Raw genomic sequence first — 20430 nt, 5'->3', positions numbered from 1 at the left:
TCAGCAGGCGCGGGCTTCTGCGAGCCGTTGGCCGGGGTTGCTGCGTCCGGGTGCTTGCGGGCGGGTTTCCTTGGCGAACCAGGCGGCGGTCAGGCACACCAGGTTGGCCACCAGCAGGTAGCCCACCGGTGACATTGGGTTGCCGGTGGTGCCGATCAGCCAGGTGATGATGATCTGCGCCGTACCGCCGAAAGCCGCCACGCCAAAGGCGTAGACGATGGAGAAACCTGTGGAGCGCACCGCCTTGGGGAAACTCTCCACCAGCAACACGATCAGCGCCGCGCCGCTCATGCCGTGCAGGCCGGACAACACCGCCAGGGTCAGCAGGAACGTCGCCGGGCTGGGGTGCTCGGTCATCAACTGCAACGCCGGGAACAGCACCAGCAACAGCACCACCCGCGGCGCCATGAGGATGGTGCGGCGGCCGAAGCGGTCGCAGAGCATGCCGCCGGCAATCGCGCACACCGCCATGGCCGCGCCGGCCACCAGGGTCGAAAGCATGGAGATGCTGGTGGGCAGTTTCAGTTCGGTGAGGGCGAAGGTGGTCATGTAGTTGATGAAGTACTGGGTGATGGTGCTGCCGGACAGAATCAGCAGCCCCAGCACCAGGGCCCGGCGATGTTCGCCGAACACCTGACGCACCAGGCTGCCGGTGCTGGCTTCTTCGCCTTGGCCATGGAAGGTTTCCGCCAGGTTGCGGCGGATGTAGATGCCGATTGGCAGCACCAAGAGACCGAACACGAAGGGCACGCGCCAGCCCCAGCTGTTGAGGTCCTCGGGGGACAGCACCTGGGTCAGGGTGTAGCCCACGGTGCCGGCGGCCATGGCGGCCACGCCCTGGGCCACCACCTGCCAGCAGGCGTAAGTGCCGCGCTTGTGCGGCGGCGCGGCTTCGAGGATGTAGGTGGTGGCGGGGCCGGCCTCGCCGCCCCAGGCCAGGCCCTGGATCAGCCGGGTGAGCACCAGCAGGATCGGCGCGGCGATGCCGATGCTGTCGTAGCTGGGCAGGATGGCGATGCTGCCGGTGCCCACGGCCATCATCACCAGGGTCAGGAGCATCGCCGGCTTGCGGCCGACGCGGTCGGCATAGGCACCGATCAGCACCGCCCCCAGGGGCCGCACGATAAAACCGACGCCGAAGGCGGTGACCGATAGCATCAGGCTGACAAAGGCGCTGTCGGAGGGAAAGAAGGTGTGGCCGATCATCACCGCAAAGGTGGCGTAGACCCCGAAATCGAAGAACTCCACGGCGTTGCCGAGGATCACCGCGAACACGCTGCGCTTGCCCCCCGGGACATTCGGCGCTTCAGGATCCTGGTGCTGGGAGTGGGTGGAATCGTGACTGTGCATACTGGCCCCTCGAATTTTTATTCATAGGTTGCCCAGGCCCCGGGCGGCGAGGCCCGGGGCTGGGGTGAAGGTGGCAGTTTCGGTGTGTCAGTGGGACGGCGGACTTGGCCAGCTGTGGATCGCTCCGCGCCAGCTCTCATAGGTCTTGGCCACTTGCAGCAGCCATTGATCGGCAAAGCGCGGGGCGATCATCTGCAGGCCGATGGGCATGCCATCGGCGGCGAAACCGCAGTTGATCGACAGCGCCGGTTGTTCGCCCATGTTCCAGGGCAGGGTGAAGACGATGTGCTCGAACGGTTGCTGCGGGTCGTTGCTCGGCGATGGCCACTGGGCGGGAAAATGGTTGATCTGATTGGTGGGCGACAACACCAGGTCGAACTCGCTGAACACTTGGGCGGCGCGGCGACGCATCTCGAAGGTCTGGTTGAAGCCCAGCACCGCCTCGACCCCGGACAAGTCGGCCCCCGGCGCCGCCCAGTCACGGATATAGGGCAGCACCTTGGCGAACTGCTCGGCACCCAGGGCCGAAAGTTCCGCCCATTGCCGGGCGCGCCAGAAGCGGTCGAGGCCGTCCAGTTGGGCGCGATCCATGATCGGCGCCAGGGGGCGGACCTGGGCGCCGTGGCTCTCGAACAGTCGAGCGGCCTGTTCCACCGCTGCGCAGACAAAACCTTCCGGCTGCAGCCCTGCGCCGGGCTCCAGCATCAGGCCGATCTTCAACCCGTTGACCGACACCGGCTCATCGCTCCAGTCCGTGGTCAAGGGCGGCAGGCTGGTGGCATCCCGGGCATCGGGCCTGGCCAGGTGGCGCATCAGCAGCACGGTATCCGCGACGCTGCGGGTCATGGGCCCGGCGCAGCGCCCGGTGTAATACGGGTCGATGGGAATCCGCCCCAGGGTCGGCTTGAACCCCACCAGAGCGCACCAGGCGGCCGGCAGGCGCACCGAGCCGCCGATGTCGGTGCCGATGTGCAGCGGCCCGTAACCGGCCGCGGCGGCCGCAGCGGCTCCGGAACTGGAGCCGCCGGTATTGCAGGCGGTGTTCCAGGGGTTGCGGGTAATGCCGTGGAAGCTCGACAGCCCCGACGACAACATGCCGAAATCCGGCACCGTGGTCTTGGCCAGGATGATCGCCCCGGCTTCACGCATCCGCGCGGCCGGTGGAGCATCCTGCAGGGCCGGCTTCAGGGTGGTGGCCGCGCTGCCCAGGGGAATCGGCGTGCCTTGGGTGGCGATCAGTTCCTTGATCGTCACTGGAATCCCGTCCAGCGGGCCGTTGGGCGTGCCCTTGTTCCAGCGCTCGGTGGCGGCCCGGGCCTGCTGGCGCACCTGCTCCGGATCGAAGGCGTAGAGCGCACGGACATGCGGCTCCCAGCGCTCGATATGGGCCAGCAGATGCTCGTAATAATCCAGAGGCGAGAGCGTGCGGCTGGCGAATTGCGCCAGCAGCTGGGTGGTGGATAGATCGTGCAAATCAGTCATCGAACGCATCCTTGTGTCGGGCGTCAGTCGGGTTGCTGATGGCCCGACTGTATCGCTTCCACCCTAGCCCAACCATCACAAAGGACGCAGCCTGGTGTTGCGTTTTTGTGAGCACTGCGGCGGCGTATTCCTCGGCCTGATTGAATGCGGCCCCACCCGTTCGAGACGTTCTGTAGGAGCGGGCTTGCCCGCGAAGGCGGCCTCAAGGTTTGCACAAGGCTCACGGACCTCTTCGCCGGCAAGCCGGCTCCTACCGGTTCAGCGGGTCTGCGCTTGCAACTGACGACCCAGCACATCCAGCACATCGCAACCATCGCGCAGCGGGATGGCGCAGATCAGCGCTAGCTCTTGCAGCACCACGGCATCGCCGGGGATGTCGGGGCGGGCGGCGAAGTTTTCCAGCAGATGAGTGACGGCGCGGATGCGATAGGCGGCCGCTTCGTACAGCACATCGGCAGGGGCCTGGGTATCGATCAGCAGGGAAGGGATGGTGCAGTCGTGGCCGGTGATCGGCATGTATCTGTTCATAAGTAACGCCTCGGTCGGTTGAGAGCGCCACTGGATCGTCGCCAAACGAAAGGTGGCAGCTGTACGCAGGTTGGCGAACCGGGACCGGGGAGCCGGCAGACCCGAAGGTCTCCCGCGTACAGCCGCCATATAGGCAGCGTTACGGATGCGAAAAGCCCTGCAAATAAGCACAGGGCTCTCGCACACGGTCATCGGGTCGCCAAACCCGTTCGTCATCAGGACGACCCGGGACTATAGGCATGTACCCCAAAACGGAACAAGGCACTGGCAGGGCAGGACTTTCTGAGTTTGCTGTAGGACTCAGGAGCGCGAGTGTGGATCAAGCGTGCCGCGGGTTCAATGGCGGGGCTCAGTCGAAGCCGACGCTTGCGCTGTGGCGGGTTTCGCGCTCGTGCAGTTGATCGATGTTGGTCTCGTAGGTGCATTGCCCGCTGCAGCGGTGCTCGTAGCTGATGGTCGGCTTGAATTGCAATTTGAGCTTCGGCGTGTCGCGCTCTGGCGCCGGGGTCTGGGCGGGGGCCGGCAACGGAGGCTGCGGGTAGCTCAGGTCCAGGCCTGCGGCCTGGGTCGAACAGGTTGCCATCAGCAACAAGCCTGGGAAAAACGCTTTGCAACTGAACATCATCGAATCCGCATTGCCATAAAAGGGTTGCCGATTATAACGAGCCCGGCGCCGAAAATTTAGCGGCAACAGCTCTGGATCGAGCTTTTGCTGCGGTTTAACCGGTGTTAGCCCTTCGCACCATGAAACATATGTCATGAACCGGCGGGGCGGGTCGCTCCTACACTGCAACTCACCTCCATGGCCAAGGACTCCCTCAATGACGGCAAGTACCCCAGCGAGCATTCTCGACACCTTGGAAGGCCAGCGCCTGCAGGGCAGCGATGCCGAGCACTGGCGCCAGTGGGGGCCGTACCTGAGTGAACGGCAGTGGGGCACGGTGCGCGAGGACTACAGTGCCGACGGCGATGCCTGGAACTATTTTCCCCATGAGCACGCCCGCAGCCGTGCCTATCGCTGGGGCGAGGACGGCCTGGCCGGGTTCTCCGACAAGGCCCAGCACTGGTGCCTGGGGCTGGCGCTGTGGAATGAACACGACAGTATTCTCAAGGAGCGTCTGTTTGGCCTGAACAACGCCGAAGGCAATCATGGCGAGGACGTCAAGGAGCTGTATTTCTACCTCGACGGCGTGCCCAGCCATGCCTATATGCGCATGCTCTACAAGTACCCCCAGGCGGCCTTTCCCTATGCCGATCTGGTGGCGGAAAACGCCCGGCGTGGTCTGTCTGAGGCCGAGTACGAGATCCTCGACACCGGGGTCTTCGAGGACAATCGCTACTTTGATGTGACGGTGGAGTACGCCAAGTACACGGCGGACGACCTCTTCATGCGGGTCACCGTGCACAACCGTTTTCACCAGCCGGCCCGTTTGCGGGTGCTGCCCCAGGTCTGGGCGCGCAACACCTGGAGTTGGGGCGGCGATGGGCCTCGGCCCAGCCTGCGCCTGGAAGGTGATCAGGTACTGGCGCGGCATACGCAGCTAGCCGATCGGCAGGTCACCGCCTGGGGGGCGGCGCCTTGCCAATGGCTGTTCTGCAATAACGACAGCAACTTTCCCAAGCTGGACGGGGTGGCCTCTGCGGGGCCGTTCAAGGACGGCATCAACGATTATCTGGTGAACGGGCAGGCCACTGCGGTGGCCCTCGATGGCGGCACCCGGGCCGCGGCGCATTTTATCCTGGAGCTGGCGGGCGGCGAGAGCAAGAGTCTGTTCTTGCGCTTTGCCCCGGCGGGCAGTGAGCAGGTCAATGCTCGCCACCTGTTTGAGCAGCGTCGGCGCGAGGCCGATGACTTCTATGCGGCGCTGCAACAGCCCCTCGATGATGCGGATGCGCGCAATGTCCAGCGTCAGGCCCTGGCCGGGCTGCTGTGGTCCAAGCAGCTGTATTACTTCGACGTCAACCAGTGGCTCGATGGTGATCCTGGGCAGCCGGCACCGCCGAAGGCGCGCGCGCACCTGCGCAATACCCATTGGCGCCATCTGTCCAACTGCGACATCGTGTCCATGCCCGACACCTGGGAATACCCCTGGTATGCCTCCTGGGACCTGGGTTTCCAGGCGGTAGCCTTTGCCCTGATCGATCCCGGCTTTGCCAAGCAGCAGTTATTGCTGTTGGTGAAAGACCGCTTCATGCACCCCAACGGTCAGTTGCCGGCCTACGAGTGGCGCTTCGACGACGCCAATCCGCCGGTACACGCCTGGGCCTGCTGGCGGGTCTATCAGCAGGAAAAGTCCATGACCGGCGCCGGTGACCTGGATTTTCTCGAACGCATTTTCCACAAGTTGCTGCTGAATTTTTCCTGGTGGGTCAACCGCAAGGACGCCGAGGGCCGCAACCTGTTCCAGGGCGGCTTTCTCGGCCTGGACAATATCGCCCTGTTCGACCGTTCCGCGCCGTTGCCGGAAGGCTTCGCTCTGGACCAGGCCGACGGTACGGCGTGGGTGGCGGCCTATGCCCTGGACCTGATGCGCATCGCCCTGGAACTGGCCAAGCGCAATGGCGTGTACGTGGACATTGCGGTGAAGTTCTTCGAGCACTTCCTCTATATAGCCGGGGCCATCAACCGGGTGGATGAAAGCGCCGAAGGGCTGTGGGATGAACAGGACCAGTTTTTCTACGACGTGCTGCACCGGCCCGACGGCCACAACGAACCCCTGCGCTTGCGCTCCATTGTCGGCCTGATGCCGCTGTTCGCGGTGCAGGTGCTGGAGCAGCACGAGCACGAGAACCTGCCGGGACTGGCTCAACGTCTGCTGGGCTTTTTGCATCATCGTCCGGACCTGGCGAATCTGGTGTCGCGCTGGTACGAACCGGGCAAGGGCAACCGCATGCTCTTGGCGCTGTTGCGAGGTGAGCGCACCAAGGACCTGCTCAAGCGCATGCTCGATGAAAGCGAGTTCCTCTCGGACTTCGGTATCCGCTCCCTGTCCAAGGCCTTCGAGCAGCCGTTCGCCATGCAGGTGGATGGCAAGCAGTTGTGTGCCCGCTATGAGCCGGCGGAGTCCGATTCACGGTTGTACGGCGGCAACTCCAACTGGCGCGGGCCGCTGTGGATGCCGATCAATTACATGCTGATCGAATCCCTTCGTGAATTTCATCGGTACTACGACGTCAACTTCTCGGTGGAGTATCCGCGAGGTTCTGGATACCTGGCGTCCCTGGAGGAAGTGGCCGACGGCTTGAGCCAGCGCCTGACTCGTTTGTTTTTGCGGGATGAGGAGGGGCATCGGCCATCGATGAGCGGCTACCCACAGTTGCAGGTGGAGGCCGAGGACCGCGAGCTGGTGCTGTTCCATGAGTACTTCCATGGTGAAACCGGGCGCGGATTGGGGGCTAGCCACCAGACCGGCTGGACGGCGCTGGTGGCGTTGCTGTTGCAGCCGTGATCGCTTTGCCGGCGGCTTACAGGACGCAGCCCAAAGCGTTCATTCGCCATACCAGCGCGGCACATGCCTGGAAAAACCGGCGAAGTCCTCCCAGACTTTTTGCGTGCGTTGCAGGGTGGCCTGAACTTCCTGCTCGCCGAAAGCCATGGCCCAGAGCACGCTGAAGAAGGTATCGAACGCGGCGTAGAACGCCATGCGGGTGAGAAAGACAGGGTCGGCATGACCTGCGCAGTAGCCGTCGATCTGCCCGCGGGCGAAGTCGCTGCTGAGGTTGCAGGAAAACAGCGCCAGCCTGTTGAAGTCCCGCGCCGGATCTCCGAAACGGCAGCGGTTGAAGTCGATGATCGACAATTGGTCATCGGCGCCCACGATCATGTTGTTCAGGTGATAGTCACCGTGGAGAAACACCAGCGGCGTGTCTGCCAGCAGATGAAAGTGCTGTTCGAGAAACTGCAGGAAGTCTTGCTCATGGGCCACCTTGTGGCCACAGCTCCGGTATTGTTCGAGCTTTTTACGGTAGATGGCACGCATCTGCTGTTCGGCGTTTTCAGTGCCTTCAGGCGCAGCAACGCTGTGGATCTGCTGGAGTATTTGACCGGCTTGCAGACCAAGCTCATAACAGGCAGCGGCGGGCTGTTCAGCCACCCATTGCGCGCCATCCTTGCCTTCGATCCACGACAACAGCGAGTAAACCTGGCGTCCTGAATCAAACAGGCCGAAGTCCAAGGGCTGGGACATGGCGATGCCCTTTGCCGCCAGATGCTGGGTCCACTGGAACTCGTCGCGTTTGTTGACGTACTGGGATGAGTCGTTGGTGCGCAACAGCAGGTGTTGGCCTTGTTCGTCGACGATGTGAAAGATCCGATCGCTGGACCAGCCAAGGGTTTGTGCTTCGATGCTGCGCCATGTGGCGTGGCCTGGAATGTCTTGCATGATCGCCTCCTTGCAAAGTATTGCCGCCCCTGGGGGCGGCAATAAAAGGCGGCGAATGGTACGTGGCCTGGCGGTGCTTTTAAAGCCTGTCGCTCAGGCTGTGAATCAGCCCACCAGGGCAATGTCCTGGGGCTTGGCCCAGGCTTCTATCAGCCGCTCTGGTGTGCAGCAGGTCTTGCGCTTGTAGACGAAGTTGCTGCACTTCTCGGCGAAGCCCTTGCGGTTCTGCACCATGTCCATGTGCATGTCTTCCAGCTCGGCGTTGCGGCAGTGCTGCATCAGCTGGGGATCGGCATCCAGCTTGCGCTGGCGCAGGTGCTGGTAGCGCGGGTCGTTGAGCACGCCGTTGGCTCGCTGCAGCAGCCACAGGCCGAATTCATCCGGGCAGCGTGGGCCGATTTCCTGGACCATGCCCATCTGCAGGGCCTGGAGCGCGCTGATCGGCAGGCAGGCTTCGGTCAGTTGCTTGGCCATGGGCTGGCCGACGGCACGGGGCAGGCTGTAGGTCCAGTATTCGGAGCCGTACAGGCCCATGCTCTTGTAGTGCGGGTTGTACACGGTGTCGGCGCGGGCCAGAACCACGTCCGCCGCCAGGGCCAGCATCAGGCCGCCGGCGCCGGCGTTGCCGGTCAGGCCACTGACCACCAGTTGGCGGGCGGTGAGCAGCTCCAGGCAGACGTCGTCGATGGCCTGGATATTGGCCCAGGCTTCAAGGCCCGGCACCGGGGCGGCCTGGATCACATTGAGGTGCACACCGTTGCTGAAGGCGCCGCGACCGCCGCGTACCAGCAGCACCTGGGTGTCCCGGGCCTTGGCCCAGCGCAGGGCGCTGACCAGGCGCTGGCATTGCTCAGTGCTCATGGCACCGTTGTAGAACTCGAAGGTCAGCTCGCCGACCCTGCCGGATTCGCGGTAGCGGATCGGTTGGTAGGCTTCGGTGCTGAACGGGCTGCTGGACACTGACCAGTCCAGCACCGGCACGTCGGCCAGGCGTTCGCCGAGTACGTGGCGGGCGGGGCGTTTGAAGGTTTCCTCGCCGGGCTGGGGCTTGAGGCGCAGGTAGCCGATCCACAGGCTGTGATCGCCGCAGGCCACCAGCACCGCATCGTCGTGCACCGCCAGCAGTTGCCCGGGCATGCCGGTGCGTGAATCCAGGTGGGCGTCGTAGACGTAGTACTGGCCGCCGGCGAGGCTGGCCAGGACGCCAGGCTGGCCGTCGGCGGCGTCGATGCTGCGTTTGATGAACTGTGCGCTGTCGTGCCAGCTGAAGGTGCGGTCGCACTGCTTCATGTTCGGTTGCAGGCGGCCGAGCACCGAAGGGTTGTCGTAGTCCAGGGGCTCAGGGCTGAAGCCGTTGCGGAATTTTTCCACCACGTCGCGGATGCAGCGGATGGCAGCGTCACTCACCAGGCCGTTGTACAGCTCGGATTTGCGCAGTCCGCTGGGCAGGTTGAATTCATGGGTCGACCAGATCGGACCTGCATCCATTTCTTCGACGGCCTGCAGGGCGGTCACGCCCCAGCGCTTGAGTTCCTTGCTGATGGCCCAGTCCAGGGCGCTGGCGCCACGGTCGCCGACAATCCCTGGGTGAATGATCACCACCGGACGCTTGGGGTGGCTCCACAGCTGCTGCGGAACGCGATCCTTGAGGAAGGGGCAGATCACCAGGTCGGCCTGGGCTTCTTCGATCTGCCGGCAGACCTCTTCTTCGCCGGTGAACAGCACCACGCTGGGACGATGCCCGGCCTGGCGCAGGTCGAGCCAGGCCCGTTGGGTCAGACCGTTGAAGGCGGTGGACAGCAGGATGATCTTCAGTGATCGCATAAGCAGACTCTTCCGTGAGTGATAGCGGTGTGGCAAAGGGCTCCGGCTGTGCCGTCCCTGGCCGCGATGGAGGCGCAAGAGTAGAGGGGGGTTGCGGGGCGCAAGCTGACCGAGATCAATCAAGCGTGCGGCCTGGAGGCTGAGCCGCCCAGTGGTATTGATCCAGGGCAAAGCGGGGGGATAGAGGCGTTGCGTGGTGCAGAAACGACAAATCCCGCCACAGGGGCGGGATTTGTGTGCAGCCGGACCTTGTGGGGTCTTAGGCTGGGAACAGCTCGCTCAGTTTCATGGCCAGCATCATGTCGCCTTCGGCGCGCAGCTTGCCGCCCATGAAGGCTTGCATGCCGTCGGTTTCGCCGCTGACGATGCCGTCCAGGGTTTCGCCGTCCATCACCAGGGTGACTTGTGCGTCTGGGTTCTCGCCTTCTTTGAGTTCGCAGGTGCTGTCCTTGACGACCAGCGAGAAGTGCTTGGAGTCATCGATGCGGAAACCGAAAACCAGGTCCAGGCCGGCAGCGGCAGCTGGGTTGAACTTGGCTTGCATGGCTTGTACGGCGTCAGCTACGGAGGTCATGGTTCGATCCTTTTATGGGTGGTTACAGCAAGGGTCACAGTAAGCCGGGCTCAACGGAAAGTGATGAGCTCCGGGGCCTTCAACAGTTGCAGATGGGCATGACCGTTGAAGGAAGCCAAAGACACCTCGCGCCCGCGGAACTTCAGCTGGTTGAGCGAGGTGTTGACGATTTGCCAATTCAGTTCGAACGCCTGCTGGGCAGGTATCCGGGTGATCAGGTGGAGCAGGGCGGTGATGGTGCCGCCGGAGGTGAATACCGCGATCTTGTGCGGGTTGTCCGCCGCTTCGAGAATCCGTTGCAGGCCGCCCTGGACACGCTCGACGAACCCCAGCCAGCTTTCCAGCCCGGGCGGATCGTAAGTGCCGGCCAGCCAGCGTTGGATGATCAGGGCGAAGATGCGTTGGAACTCGGCACGGTTCTGCGCGGCATTGCGCAGGATATTCAGGGCCTCGGGTTCCTGGGGCAACAGGTCGGGGAGCAGGGCACGGATGATGGCGTCGGCATCGAATTCGTTGAAGGCTGAATCGATTTCCAGTGGCGGGTGGTCAAAACCGGCAGCGCTCATCTGTTCCATGGCGGTTTGCGCGGTGTGCTGCTGGCGCCGCAGGTCACCGGACAGGCAGCGATCGAAGCTCACTCCAAGGGCGGCCAGATGATCGCCGAGAACTGCCGCCTGGCGCACGCCGATGGCAGACAGCACGTCGTAGTCGTCTGCACCGAAAGAGGCTTGGCCATGTCGAATCAAGTAGATGCTGCCCACGTCCGCGTCGTCCCGGTACGTTGAAAGTTTTGCGAGGTTATGAGGATGCCGGTGAGCTGTCAATGAAAAAACATACGCTTGTTTGAAATGCTTGTTGGAGCCTCGTTACACAAGGTTTCGCGACTGGTGGCCGGCCGGTCTCGTCGGTATGCTTGAGCCCATTACGCTGCTGGTTGGCAGCGGTTCATGTTTGAGGAGTCCCTGTGGAGTTTTTCGCCGAATACGCCAGTTTCCTGGCCAAGACCGTGACCCTGGTGGTCGCTATCCTGGTGGTGCTGATCACTGCCGCTGCCCTGCGCAGCAAGGGTCGCCGCAAAGGCGCCGGGCAGTTGCAGGTCAGCAAGCTGAATGATTTCTACAAGGACCTGCGCGAGCGCCTGGAGCAGAGCCTGCTGGACAAGGATCAGCTCAAGGCCCTGCGCAAGGCCCAGGGCAAGACCGAGAAGAAACAGAAGAAACAACCGGCCGAGGCCAAGCCTCGGGTGTTCGTGCTGGATTTCAATGGTGATATCAAGGCCTCGGCGACCGAAGGCCTGCGCCATGAAATCACCGCCTTGCTGAGCCTGGCCACGCCCAAGGATGAAGTGGTGCTGCGTCTGGAAAGCGGTGGCGGCATGGTGCACAGCTATGGTCTGGCCTCGTCGCAACTGGCGCGTATTCGCCAGGCCGGGGTGCCTTTGACCGTATGCATCGACAAGGTCGCGGCCAGCGGCGGCTACATGATGGCGTGCATCGGCGAGAAGATTATCAGTGCGCCGTTCGCCATCCTCGGCTCCATTGGCGTGGTGGCGCAGTTGCCCAACGTCAATCGTCTGCTGAAGAAACACGACATCGATTTTGAAGTGCTGACCGCCGGTGAGTACAAGCGCACCCTGACGGTGTTTGGCGAAAACACCGAGAAGGGCCGGGAGAAGTTCCAGGAAGACCTGGACGTGACCCATCAGTTGTTCAAGAACTTCGTATCCCGCTATCGCCCGCAACTGGCCATTGATGAGGTGGCCACCGGAGAAGTCTGGCTGGGGGTGGCAGCGCAGGAAAAACTGCTGGTGGACGAGCTGCAGACCAGCGACGAGTACCTGGCGGACAAGGCCAAGAATGCCGAGGTGTTCCACCTGCACTATGCCGAGCGCAAGAGCCTGCAGGAGCGCGTAGGCCTGGCGGCCAGCGGTTCCATCGATCGCGTGTTGCTGACCTGGTGGAGCCGCCTGACCCAGCAGCGGTTCTGGTAAGCCCCGAATTGCAGGCGCCTGTTCTGTAGGAGCTGGCTTGCCAGCGAAGGCGGTTGCAAGGTTTGTACAAGGCTCAAGGGCCCCTTCGCCGGCAAGCCGGCTCCTACAAAGGGCGCGTTGTTTGTTGGCGTGTGCTGTAGGAGCTGGCTTGCCAGCGAAGGCGATCGCAATATTTGCACAAGGCCCGAGGGCCTCTTCGCCGGCAAGCCGGCTCCTACAGTGGTTGGGGGAGCCGATACAAAAAAGCCCTGAGCCGGGAAACCGGCTCAGGGCTTTTTGTTGGCGCCAGGGCTTAGCGGCGACGGAACAGCGGCAGCGGTTCGTCGGTGGCAGCCTGGTAGGTCACCGAGAAGTCCTTGAGGCTTTCCAAGGCTTCATAGGGGTCCTTGTCGGCCCGCAGTGCATAGGCGTCGAAGCCGCAGCGGTGCAGGTAGAACAGCTGGTCGCGCAACACGTCGCCAATGGCCCGCAGTTCGCCTTTGTAGCCATAACGGTCACGCAGTAGGCGGGCGTTGGAGTAGTTGCGGCCATCAGTGAAGGCCGGGAAGTTCAGGGCAATCACCTGGAAATGCTGGACGTCGTCACCGATTTCCTCGGCTTCTTCGTCCGCATCCAGCCACACGCCCAGGCCGCCGTCGCGAGCCTTTAGGGCATGGGCGTGATCGCGCCACAGGGCCAGCGGCACGATCAGGTCGTCGCAGTTGGAGATGCCGTCGAGGGTCGCGTCCTTGGGCAGCAGGTGCCAGGTTTCGTCGATGACCTCGTTGTTCTTAATGATTCGCTGCATAGACGCGCTCCTTGAAGAGGTCGATGCCAATACGTTGATAGGTGTCGATGAAGCGTTCGTCTTCGGTACGTTGTTCAACGTACACGTCGATCAGCTTCGAGATCACGTTGGGCATGTCGTCCTGGGCGAAGGATGGGCCTAGGATCTTGCCCAGGCTGGCGTCACGGCTGGCGCTGCCACCCAGGGAGACCTGGTAGAACTCCTCGCCTTTCTTGTCGACACCGAGGATGCCGATATGGCCCACGTGATGGTGGCCGCAGGCGTTCATGCAACCGGAAATGTTCAGGTCCAGCTCGCCGATGTCGAACAGGTAGTCCAGGTCATCGAAACGGCGCTGGATCGATTCGGCGATCGGGATCGACTTGGCGTTGGCCAGGGAGCAGAAGTCGCCGCCCGGGCAGCAGATGATGTCGGTCAGCAGGCCAATGTTCGGTGTAGCAAAGCCGTTTTCGCGCAGCTCGCCCCACAGGGTGAACAGTTGGCTTTGCTCGACGTCCGCCAGAATCACGTTTTGTTCGTGGGACGTGCGCAGTTGGCCGAAGCTGTAGCGGTCGGCCAGGTCGGCGATGGCGTCGAATTGCTTGTCGGTGACATCCCCAGGCGCTACGCCGGTGGGTTTGAGCGACAGGGTGACGGCGACATAGCCCGGCTTCTTGTGGGCCAGGGTATTGCGTACGCGCCAGCGGGCGAAGCCTGGGTGTTGCTGGTCCAGGGTGGCCAGTTCGGCATCCTGGTTGCTCAGGGTCTTGTAGTCCGGGTCGACGAAGTGCTTGGCCACGCGATGCACTTCGGCTTCGGTGAGGGTGGTCTGGCCACCGCGCAGGTGGACCATTTCCGCCTCGACCTTCTCGGCGAACACTTCCGGCGTCAGGGCCTTGACCAGGATCTTGATCCGCGCCTTGTACTTGTTGTCACGACGGCCGTAGCGGTTGTAGACCCGCAGGATGGCGTCGAGGTAGCTCAACAGGTCCTGCCATGGCAGGAATTCGTTGATGAAGGCGCCGACCACCGGGGTGCGGCCCAGACCGCCACCCACCAGCACGCGAAAGCCCAGTTCGCCGGCAGCGTTGTGCACCGGCTCCAGGCCGATGTCGTGGACCTCGATGGCTGCGCGGTCGGAAGTCGAGCCATTGATGGCGATCTTGAACTTGCGCGGCAGATAGGCAAATTCAGGGTGGAAGGTGGTCCATTGACGGACGATCTCGCACCAGGGACGCGGGTCGATCAACTCGTCGGCAGCGACACCGGCAAACTGGTCGGTGGTGACGTTGCGCAGGCAGTTGCCGCTGGTCTGGATGGCGTGCATCTGTACCGTGGCCAGCTCGGCCAGGATCTCCGGCACGTCTTCCAGGGCCGGCCAGTTGAACTGCACGTTCTGCCGGGTGCTGATGTGCGCATAGCCTTTGTCGTAGTCGCGGGCGATCTTGGCCATCATCCGCGCTTGGCGCGAGGTCAATTGGCCGTAAGGCACGGCAACCCGCAACATCGGGGCAAAACGTTGGATATAAAGGCCATTCTGCAGGCGCAGGGGACGGAATTCCTCTTCGCTCAGCTCGCCTGCCAGATAGCGTCGGGTCTGATCACGGAACTGCTTGACGCGGTCCTCGATGATCCGCTGATCGTACTCGTCGTATACGTACATATAGGTCCAGTTCTCAGGCTACAGGTGGCGCCAAAGCGCACTTGGCAAATACTGCGGTGAACGGCTTCGGTACGTTGCTTCGACTGGCGTCGACCGGGGCTTGTCGCCGGTTTCACCTCGTCCTGCCTTCGTTCACGCTCAACCCCACCCATGTAAGCAAATCTGCGCGCACGGCCGCGCACTCCGATCGGAGCCGCCGAACGATACCAGTTTGCGGTTATGCGCAAAAGTGATGTTTGAGTATATGCAAAGAACCAAAACGACTAACGGTAGGGGTATATGAGTATCCACATTTGAGGTGGGGACAATCCTGGTCTTAACTGTGGTCGTGTCTTTGAGCAGTCACCGACAAAATCTACTAGAGGCGATGCTATGAGCCATCCAACCAAAGTAAGGAAAAGTGACAGTAGCGTTGATGCATGGGCGATTCTTTTTCTGATCATACTGGTCGTGGGTACGGCCGTGTTTTGGGTCAGCCACCAGTAGTCGAACGTAAAAGAAGAGCCCGAATTGTCGGACAATCAGGACGATTTGCCGCCGTTGGCTAGCACTTTGCCAGTTATACTGCCTGGGATAATCCAGGGGCTCTTTTCACAATGTTCAAGGTTCTGTGCAAGTGGGTGATATGGCTGAGTTTGCCGTTCTGGACGGTGGCTCAAGCAACGTCGGTGGTGTTTCTCAACCCCGGTAATTCGACAGAAATCTTCTGGGTCAGTTATTCGCAGTTCATGCAGGCCGCCGCCCGGGATCTGGGTATGGATCTGCAAATTCTCTATGGCGAACGCAATCCCCAGAACTCTCTCGATCAGGCTCGGGAGCTGTTTCAGCGAGCGCAAAAGCCCGATTATCTGATGTTGGTCAACGAACAGTATGTCGCTCCGCAGATCCTGCGCATGTCTCAGGGTACCGGGGTCAAGCTGTTTATCGTCAACAGCCCGCTGACCGAGGATCAGCGGGCGTTGATCAGCCAAAGCCGCAGCAGTTACTCCGATTGGATCGGCAGCATGATGGGCAACGATGAAGAGGCCGGTTATCGGATGCTCAAGGAGTTGTTGCGCAAGCATGGCCCTGTGCCTCAAGGGCAAACAATCGATTTGCTGGCCTTTTCCGGGGTGAAAGTCACGCCGGCGGCGCAGTTGCGCGAGCAGGGACTGCACCGGGCCCTGACTGAGAATCCGCAGGTGCGCCTGCGGCAACTGGTGTATGGCGAATGGAACAGGCAGCGGGCGCACGAGCAGGCGCAACAGTTGCTGCAGCGCTACCCGCTGACGCAACTGATCTGGTCGGCTAACGACGAAATGGCTCTGGGGGCCATGCAGGCTGCTCGGGAGTTGGGCCGAAAGCCGGGTGTCGACCTGCTGTTCAGTGGGGTCAACAGTTCGCCCGAAGCCTTACAGGCATTGATCGACGGGCAGTTGTCGGTGCTGATGGCCGGACATTTCACTATCGGCGGTTGGGCCCTGGTTGCCCTGCATGATGATGCACTGGGGCTCGATGCCAGGCGCCAGGGTGGGCCGGACTGGCAATTGTCGCTGTTCCAGTCACTGACCCGAGCCCAGGCCCAGCAACTGCTGCGGATGGGCGATCAGATGGGTGCCCGGTTCGATTTTCGCGGGCTGTCCGCCCAAGGCAAGCCGGACAGCTACCGCTATCCCTTCAGTTTGCAACTGCTGCTGCACTGACGCCGCTCAGACCCCCGCCAGGTGCATGGCCAGGTTGGCGATACCCAGCAGCACCAGTACGAACAGGGTGGTAAAGAGAATGCCCAGCACGATGAAGTGACTGGGTTTGCCGTGACTGAAGTCCCGGGCGCGATTTTTCCCGCTTTGTACGCCGAAGGCGGCCGCCAGCACGCTTTGCAGCATCTGCAGGAAGGTTGGGGGCTGATTGTCGCTGCTTGGATCGTCCATAAATCCCTCGACACGGTTGGGTGTCAACAGAGCATAGACAATGCCGCCTGTGATGGGGGCTGCACTTACCTAGGAGCCGGATCGCCGGCGAAGAGGCCCGAGAGTCTTGCAGCGCACGCTCGAGCGCCCTCGCCGGCAAGCCGGCTCCTACCGCGTCCGGATCAGTTGTCGTAGCCCAAATTCGGCGCCAGCCAGCGTTCGCTTACGGTCAGGTCCTGGCCCTTGCGCTCGGTGTAGCTCTGCACCTGGTCCTTGTCGACCTTGCCCACGGCGAAGTACTGCGCCTGAGGGTGGGCGAAGTACCAGCCGCTGACCGCCGCCGCCGGGAACATGGCGAAGTGTTCGGTGAGGAATACGCCGCTGCGGCCGGCGCGGCCTTCGCTGGCCTCGGGGTCGAGCAGGGCGAACAGGGTGCTCTTCTCGGTGTGATCCGGGCAGGCCGGATAACCCGGGGCAGGGCGGATGCCGCTGTACTGCTCCTTGATCAGCGCCTCATTGTCCAGCTGCTCATCCTTGGCATAGCCCCAGTAGTCTTTACGCACCTGCTGGTGCAACCATTCGGCGCAGGCTTCGGCCAGACGGTCGGCCAGGGCCTTGACCATGATCGAGTTGTAGTCGTCGCCGGCATCCTGGTAGGCCTTGGCCACTTCCTCGGCGCCGATCCCGGCGGTGGTGATGAAGCCGCCGACATAGTCAGTGATGCCGCTGTCCTTGGGTGCCACGAAGTCCGCCAGGGAGAAGTTCGGCTTGCCGTCGGTCTTGATGATCTGCTGGCGCAGGTGATGCAGGCGCGCCAGAGGCTGGCCATCATCGCCGTAGACTTCCAGATCGTCGTCCTGCACCTGATTGGCCGGCCAGAAACCGAATACCGCACGGGCGCTGATCAGCTTCTCGTTGATCAGCTTATCGAGCATCTCCCGGGCGTCTTTGTACAGCGCGGTGGCGGCTTCACCGACCACCTCGTCTTCAAGGATGCGCGGGTATTTGCCGGCCAGGTCCCAGGAGATGAAGAACGGCGTCCAGTCGATGTACTCGGCCAGCACCTTGAGGTCGATGTTGTCCAGCACTCGGGCGCCGGTGAAGCTCGGTTTGACTGGCTGGTAGCCGGCCCAGTCGAACTGCGGCTTCTTGGCGATGGCTGCGGCGTAGCTCAGGCGCTCGGTGCGGGCGCTGCGGTTGGCGGTGCGCTCGCGGACTTCGACGTATTCCTCGCGGGTCTTCTGCACGAAACCGGCCTTGAGTTCCTTGGACAGCAACTGCGTGGCCACGCCCACGGCGCGGGAGGCGTCGGTGACGTAGACCACTGCGTCATTGCTGTACTTGGGCTCGATCTTCACCGCAGTGTGGGCCTTGGAGGTGGTGGCGCCACCGATCATCAGCGGCAGGTGGAAATCCTGGCGCTGCATCTCGCGGGCGACGTGGACCATCTCGTCCAGGGACGGGGTGATCAGCCCGGACAGGCCGATGATGTCGCACTTCTGCTCCTTGGCCACCTGGAGGATCTTCTCCGCCGGCACCATCACCCCGAGGTCGACGATGTCGTAGCCGTTACAGCCCAGAACCACGCCGACGATGTTCTTGCCGATGTCGTGCACGTCGCCCTTGACCGTGGCCATGAGGATCTTGCCCTTGGCCTCCGGCTTGTCGCCTTTCTCCAGTTCGATGAACGGGATCAGGTGCGCTACCGCCTGCTTCATCACCCGGGCGGATTTCACCACCTGGGGCAGGAACATCTTGCCGGCGCCGAACAGGTCGCCGACCACGTTCATGCCGGACATCAGCGGGCCTTCAATCACTTCGATCGGGCGGCTGAAGCTCAGGCGCGACTCTTCGGTGTCTTCGACGATATGGCTGGTGATGCCTTTGACTAGGGCGTGCTCCAGGCGTTTGTTGACCTCCCAGCTGCGCCATTCCTCGGTTTCGGCTTCCTTGACGCTGCCATCGCCCTTGAACTGGTCGGCGATGGCCAGCAGGGCATCGGTGCCATTGGGCGTGCGGTTGAGTACCACGTCTTCCACGGCATCACGCAACTGCTGCGGGATCTGATCGTAGATCTCCAGCTGGCCGGCGTTGACGATACCCATGGTCAGGCCGTTGCGGATCGCGTACAGCAGGAATACCGAGTGGATCGCCTCGCGCACCGGGTTGTTGCCGCGGAACGAGAACGACACGTTGGACACGCCCCCGGAGCTCAGGGCGTAGGGCAGCTCGTCGCGGATGTAGGCGCAGGCGTTGATGAAGTCCACCGCGTAGTTGTTGTGTTCCTCGATGCCGGTGGCCACGGCGAAGATGTTCGGGTCGAAAATGATGTCTTCCGGCGGGAAGCCCACTTCATTGACCAGGATGTCGTAGGAGCGCTTGCAGATTTCCTTCTTGCGCGCTTCGGTGTCGGCCTGGCCGACCTCGTCGAAGGCCATCACCACCACGGCAGCGCCGTAGCGTTTGCACAGCTTGGCGTGGTGAATGAACTGCTCCACGCCTTCCTTCATGCTGATGGAGTTGACGATGCCTTTGCCCTGGATGCACTTGAGGCCGGCTTCGATCACTTCCCACTTGGAGGAGTCGATCATGATCGGTACGCGGGAGATGTCCGGCTCGCCGGCGATCAGATTGAGGAAGGTGACCATGGCCTTCTTCGAATCCAGCATCCCTTCGTCCATGTTGATGTCGATCACCTGGGCGCCGGCTTCCACCTGCTGCAGGGCGACTTCCAGGGCTTCGGTGTAGTTGTCCTCGCGGATCAGTCGGGCGAACTTGGCCGAACCGGTGATGTTGGTGCGTTCACCGACGTTCACGAACAGCGAGTTGCGATCGATGGTGAAGGGCTCCAGGCCCGACAGGCGGCAGGCCTTGGGAATGTCCGGAATCTGTCGCGGCGCATAACCGGCCACGGCTTTGGCGATGGCGCCGATGTGCCCCGGGGTGGTGCCGCAGCAGCCGCCGACGATGTTGAGGAAGCCGCTCTGGGCGAACTCCTCGATGATCTTCGCGGTTTGTTCCGGCAGTTCGTCGTACTCGCCGAATTCGTTGGGCAGGCCGGCGTTGGGGTGCGCCGAAACGTGGGTACTGGCCTTGTTCGACAGCTCTTCCAGGTACGGACGCAGTTCGCTGGCGCCCAGGGCGCAGTTCAGGCCCACCGAGATCGGCTTGGCGTGGGCCACGGAGTTCCAGAAGGCTTCGGTGGTCTGGCCCGACAGGGTGCGGCCGGAGGCATCGGTGATGGTCCCGGAAATCATGATCGGCAGCTCGACGCCCAGTTCCTCGAACACGCCCTGTACGGCGAAGATCGCCGCCTTGGCGTTCAAGGTGTCGAAGATGGTCTCGATCAGGATCAGGTCGACGCCGCCTTCGATCAGGCCCTTGGTGGCCTCGGTGTAGTTCTCCACCAGTTCATCGAAGGTGACGTTGCGGTAGCCGGGGTTGTTGACGTCGGGCGACAGCGAGCAGGTACGGCTGGTCGGGCCCAGGACGCCGGCGACGAAACGTGGCTTGTCCGGGGTCTCCTGGGTCTTGGCGTCGGCGATCTTGCGCGCCAGGCGTGCGCCTTCTACGTTTAATTCGTAGGCCAGTTCTTCCATGCCGTAGTCGGCCATGGAAATGCGCGTGGCGTTGAAGGTGTTGGTTTCCAGGATGTCAGCGCCGGCATCCAGATAGGCTTTTTCGATGCCGCCGATCACGTCCGGACGGGTGATCACCAACAGGTCGTTGTTGCCCTTGACGTCGCTGGGCCAGTCGGCGAAACGCTTGCCACGGTAGTCCTGTTCTTCGAGCTTGTAGCTCTGGATCATGGTGCCCATGCCGCCATCGAGAATCAGAATGCGCTCTTTGAGGGCTTGCTGGAGAGCGTGGAGGCGAGCACTGCGGTCAGACATGAGAACTACCTGGTAGGGCCATTACGAAGGGCGTGGATCATAGCAAACCTGCATGGATTTGCGGCATGTACGGGTTTTTCATGAATATC

15 protein-coding genes are annotated in these 20430 nt (G+C 62.4%); 3 read left to right on the top strand and 12 right to left on the bottom strand.

The genetic code is table 11. From position 1 onward, the window contains the following. From FW796_RS17510 to FW796_RS17495, 4 genes are all read right to left on the bottom strand, one after another. Positions 1–1350, bottom strand: a complete 1350-nt coding sequence (locus FW796_RS17510; RefSeq protein WP_446439661.1) for a citrate-proton symporter — start codon at positions 1348–1350, stop codon at positions 1–3. A gap of 87 nt (positions 1351–1437) precedes the next feature. Then, positions 1438–2832, bottom strand: a complete 1395-nt coding sequence (locus tag FW796_RS17505) for an amidase (RefSeq protein ID WP_446439660.1) — start codon at positions 2830–2832, stop codon at positions 1438–1440. 258 nt (positions 2833–3090) lie between these two features. Next, a complete protein-coding gene (locus FW796_RS17500) occupies positions 3091–3360 on the bottom strand; it encodes a hypothetical protein (protein ID WP_346635308.1) in 270 nt (89 codons plus the stop codon). A gap of 349 nt (positions 3361–3709) precedes the next feature. Beyond that, the gene (locus FW796_RS17495) at positions 3710–3943 is read right to left on the bottom strand and encodes a hypothetical protein (RefSeq protein ID WP_446439659.1); all 234 of its coding nucleotides are present in this window, start codon (positions 3941–3943) and stop codon (positions 3710–3712) included. 238 nt (positions 3944–4181) lie between these two features. On the opposite strand from FW796_RS17495, the gene FW796_RS17490 reads away from it, so the two are divergent. Next, positions 4182–6809: an MGH1-like glycoside hydrolase domain-containing protein gene (locus FW796_RS17490; RefSeq protein ID WP_446439658.1), complete on the top strand. Its 2628-nt coding sequence runs from the start codon at positions 4182–4184 to the stop codon at positions 6807–6809. 39 nt (positions 6810–6848) lie between these two features. On the opposite strand, the gene FW796_RS17485 is transcribed toward FW796_RS17490, so the two are convergent. From FW796_RS17485 to FW796_RS17470, 4 genes are all read right to left on the bottom strand, one after another. Next, a complete protein-coding gene (locus FW796_RS17485; RefSeq protein ID WP_346635311.1) occupies positions 6849–7742 on the bottom strand; it encodes an aminoglycoside phosphotransferase family protein in 894 nt (297 codons plus the stop codon). 105 nt (positions 7743–7847) lie between these two features. After that, on the bottom strand, positions 7848–9566 hold the full coding sequence (locus FW796_RS17480) for a hydrogenase maturation protein (protein WP_404937211.1): 1719 nt from the start codon (positions 9564–9566) through the stop codon (positions 7848–7850). A 259-nt stretch (positions 9567–9825) separates the two neighbouring features. Next, positions 9826–10140: an SCP2 sterol-binding domain-containing protein gene (locus FW796_RS17475; RefSeq protein WP_011061945.1), complete on the bottom strand. Its 315-nt coding sequence runs from the start codon at positions 10138–10140 to the stop codon at positions 9826–9828. A 50-nt stretch (positions 10141–10190) separates the two neighbouring features. Next, positions 10191–10901 (bottom strand): histidine phosphatase family protein, encoded by a 711-nt coding sequence (locus FW796_RS17470; protein ID WP_346635313.1) that lies wholly within the window; start codon positions 10899–10901, stop codon positions 10191–10193. 203 nt (positions 10902–11104) lie between these two features. Here FW796_RS17470 and sohB point away from each other — a divergent pair, with 203 nt between their 5' ends. Beyond that, complete coding sequence (gene sohB / locus FW796_RS17465) at positions 11105–12130, top strand: protease SohB (RefSeq protein WP_123725935.1); 1026 nt, start codon at positions 11105–11107, stop codon at positions 12128–12130. A 292-nt stretch (positions 12131–12422) separates the two neighbouring features. Here the strand turns inward: sohB and FW796_RS17460 are convergent, their stop codons facing one another. Together FW796_RS17460 and FW796_RS17455 are read right to left on the bottom strand one after the other, a co-directional pair. Continuing rightward, positions 12423–12917, bottom strand: coding sequence for a DUF934 domain-containing protein (locus FW796_RS17460; protein ID WP_159892932.1), 495 nt, complete (start codon positions 12915–12917; stop codon positions 12423–12425). After that, entirely contained in the window at positions 12901–14559 is a 1659-nt protein-coding gene (locus tag FW796_RS17455; protein ID WP_346635314.1) for a nitrite/sulfite reductase, read from the bottom strand. The genes FW796_RS17460 and FW796_RS17455 overlap by 17 nt, the downstream gene beginning before the upstream one ends. A gap of 596 nt (positions 14560–15155) precedes the next feature. Between FW796_RS17455 and FW796_RS17450 the strand changes: the two genes are divergently transcribed. Beyond that, complete coding sequence (locus FW796_RS17450; protein ID WP_446439657.1) at positions 15156–16241, top strand: ABC transporter substrate-binding protein; 1086 nt, start codon at positions 15156–15158, stop codon at positions 16239–16241. 6 nt (positions 16242–16247) lie between these two features. Here the strand turns inward: FW796_RS17450 and FW796_RS17445 are convergent, their stop codons facing one another. Both FW796_RS17445 and metH read right to left on the bottom strand, forming a co-directional pair. Next, the gene (locus tag FW796_RS17445; protein WP_102864877.1) at positions 16248–16469 is read right to left on the bottom strand and encodes a DUF2970 domain-containing protein; all 222 of its coding nucleotides are present in this window, start codon (positions 16467–16469) and stop codon (positions 16248–16250) included. 161 nt (positions 16470–16630) lie between these two features. Further along, positions 16631–20341 carry a methionine synthase gene (metH, locus tag FW796_RS17440; RefSeq protein WP_346635316.1) on the bottom strand — a complete coding sequence of 1237 codons (3711 nt, stop codon included), beginning with the start codon at positions 20339–20341 and terminating at the stop codon, positions 16631–16633. Positions 20342–20430 lie beyond the last annotated feature (89 nt).

It is taken from the genome of Pseudomonas sp. 910_21 (assembly GCF_052850735.1).
Note: the sequence above shows the minus strand (reverse complement) of the source record. Positions and strands in the feature narration are given on the sequence as shown.

Bases quoted from the DNA above. Each gene is read 5' to 3' on its own strand.
- metH (WP_346635316.1), bottom strand. From the start codon at position 20,341: ATGTCTGACCGCAGTGCTCGCCTCCACGCTCTCCAGCAAGCCCTCAAA.
- FW796_RS17455 (WP_346635314.1), bottom strand. From the start codon at position 14,559: ATGTACGTATACGACGAGTACGATCAGCGGATCATCGAGGACCGCGTC.
- FW796_RS17460 (WP_159892932.1), bottom strand. From the start codon at position 12,917: ATGCAGCGAATCATTAAGAACAACGAGGTCATCGACGAAACCTGGCAC.
- FW796_RS17500 (WP_346635308.1), bottom strand. From the start codon at position 3,360: ATGAACAGATACATGCCGATCACCGGCCACGACTGCACCATCCCTTCC.
- FW796_RS17510 (WP_446439661.1), bottom strand. From the start codon at position 1,350: ATGCACAGTCACGATTCCACCCACTCCCAGCACCAGGATCCTGAAGCG.
- FW796_RS17480 (WP_404937211.1), bottom strand. From the start codon at position 9,566: ATGCGATCACTGAAGATCATCCTGCTGTCCACCGCCTTCAACGGTCTG.
- FW796_RS17450 (WP_446439657.1), top strand. From the start codon at position 15,156: ATGTTCAAGGTTCTGTGCAAGTGGGTGATATGGCTGAGTTTGCCGTTC.
- FW796_RS17495 (WP_446439659.1), bottom strand. From the start codon at position 3,943: ATGGCAACCTGTTCGACCCAGGCCGCAGGCCTGGACCTGAGCTACCCG.
- FW796_RS17445 (WP_102864877.1), bottom strand. From the start codon at position 16,469: ATGGACGATCCAAGCAGCGACAATCAGCCCCCAACCTTCCTGCAGATG.
- FW796_RS17490 (WP_446439658.1), top strand. From the start codon at position 4,182: ATGACGGCAAGTACCCCAGCGAGCATTCTCGACACCTTGGAAGGCCAG.
- FW796_RS17485 (WP_346635311.1), bottom strand. From the start codon at position 7,742: ATGCAAGACATTCCAGGCCACGCCACATGGCGCAGCATCGAAGCACAA.
- FW796_RS17505 (WP_446439660.1), bottom strand. From the start codon at position 2,832: ATGACTGATTTGCACGATCTATCCACCACCCAGCTGCTGGCGCAATTC.
- FW796_RS17475 (WP_011061945.1), bottom strand. From the start codon at position 10,140: ATGACCTCCGTAGCTGACGCCGTACAAGCCATGCAAGCCAAGTTCAAC.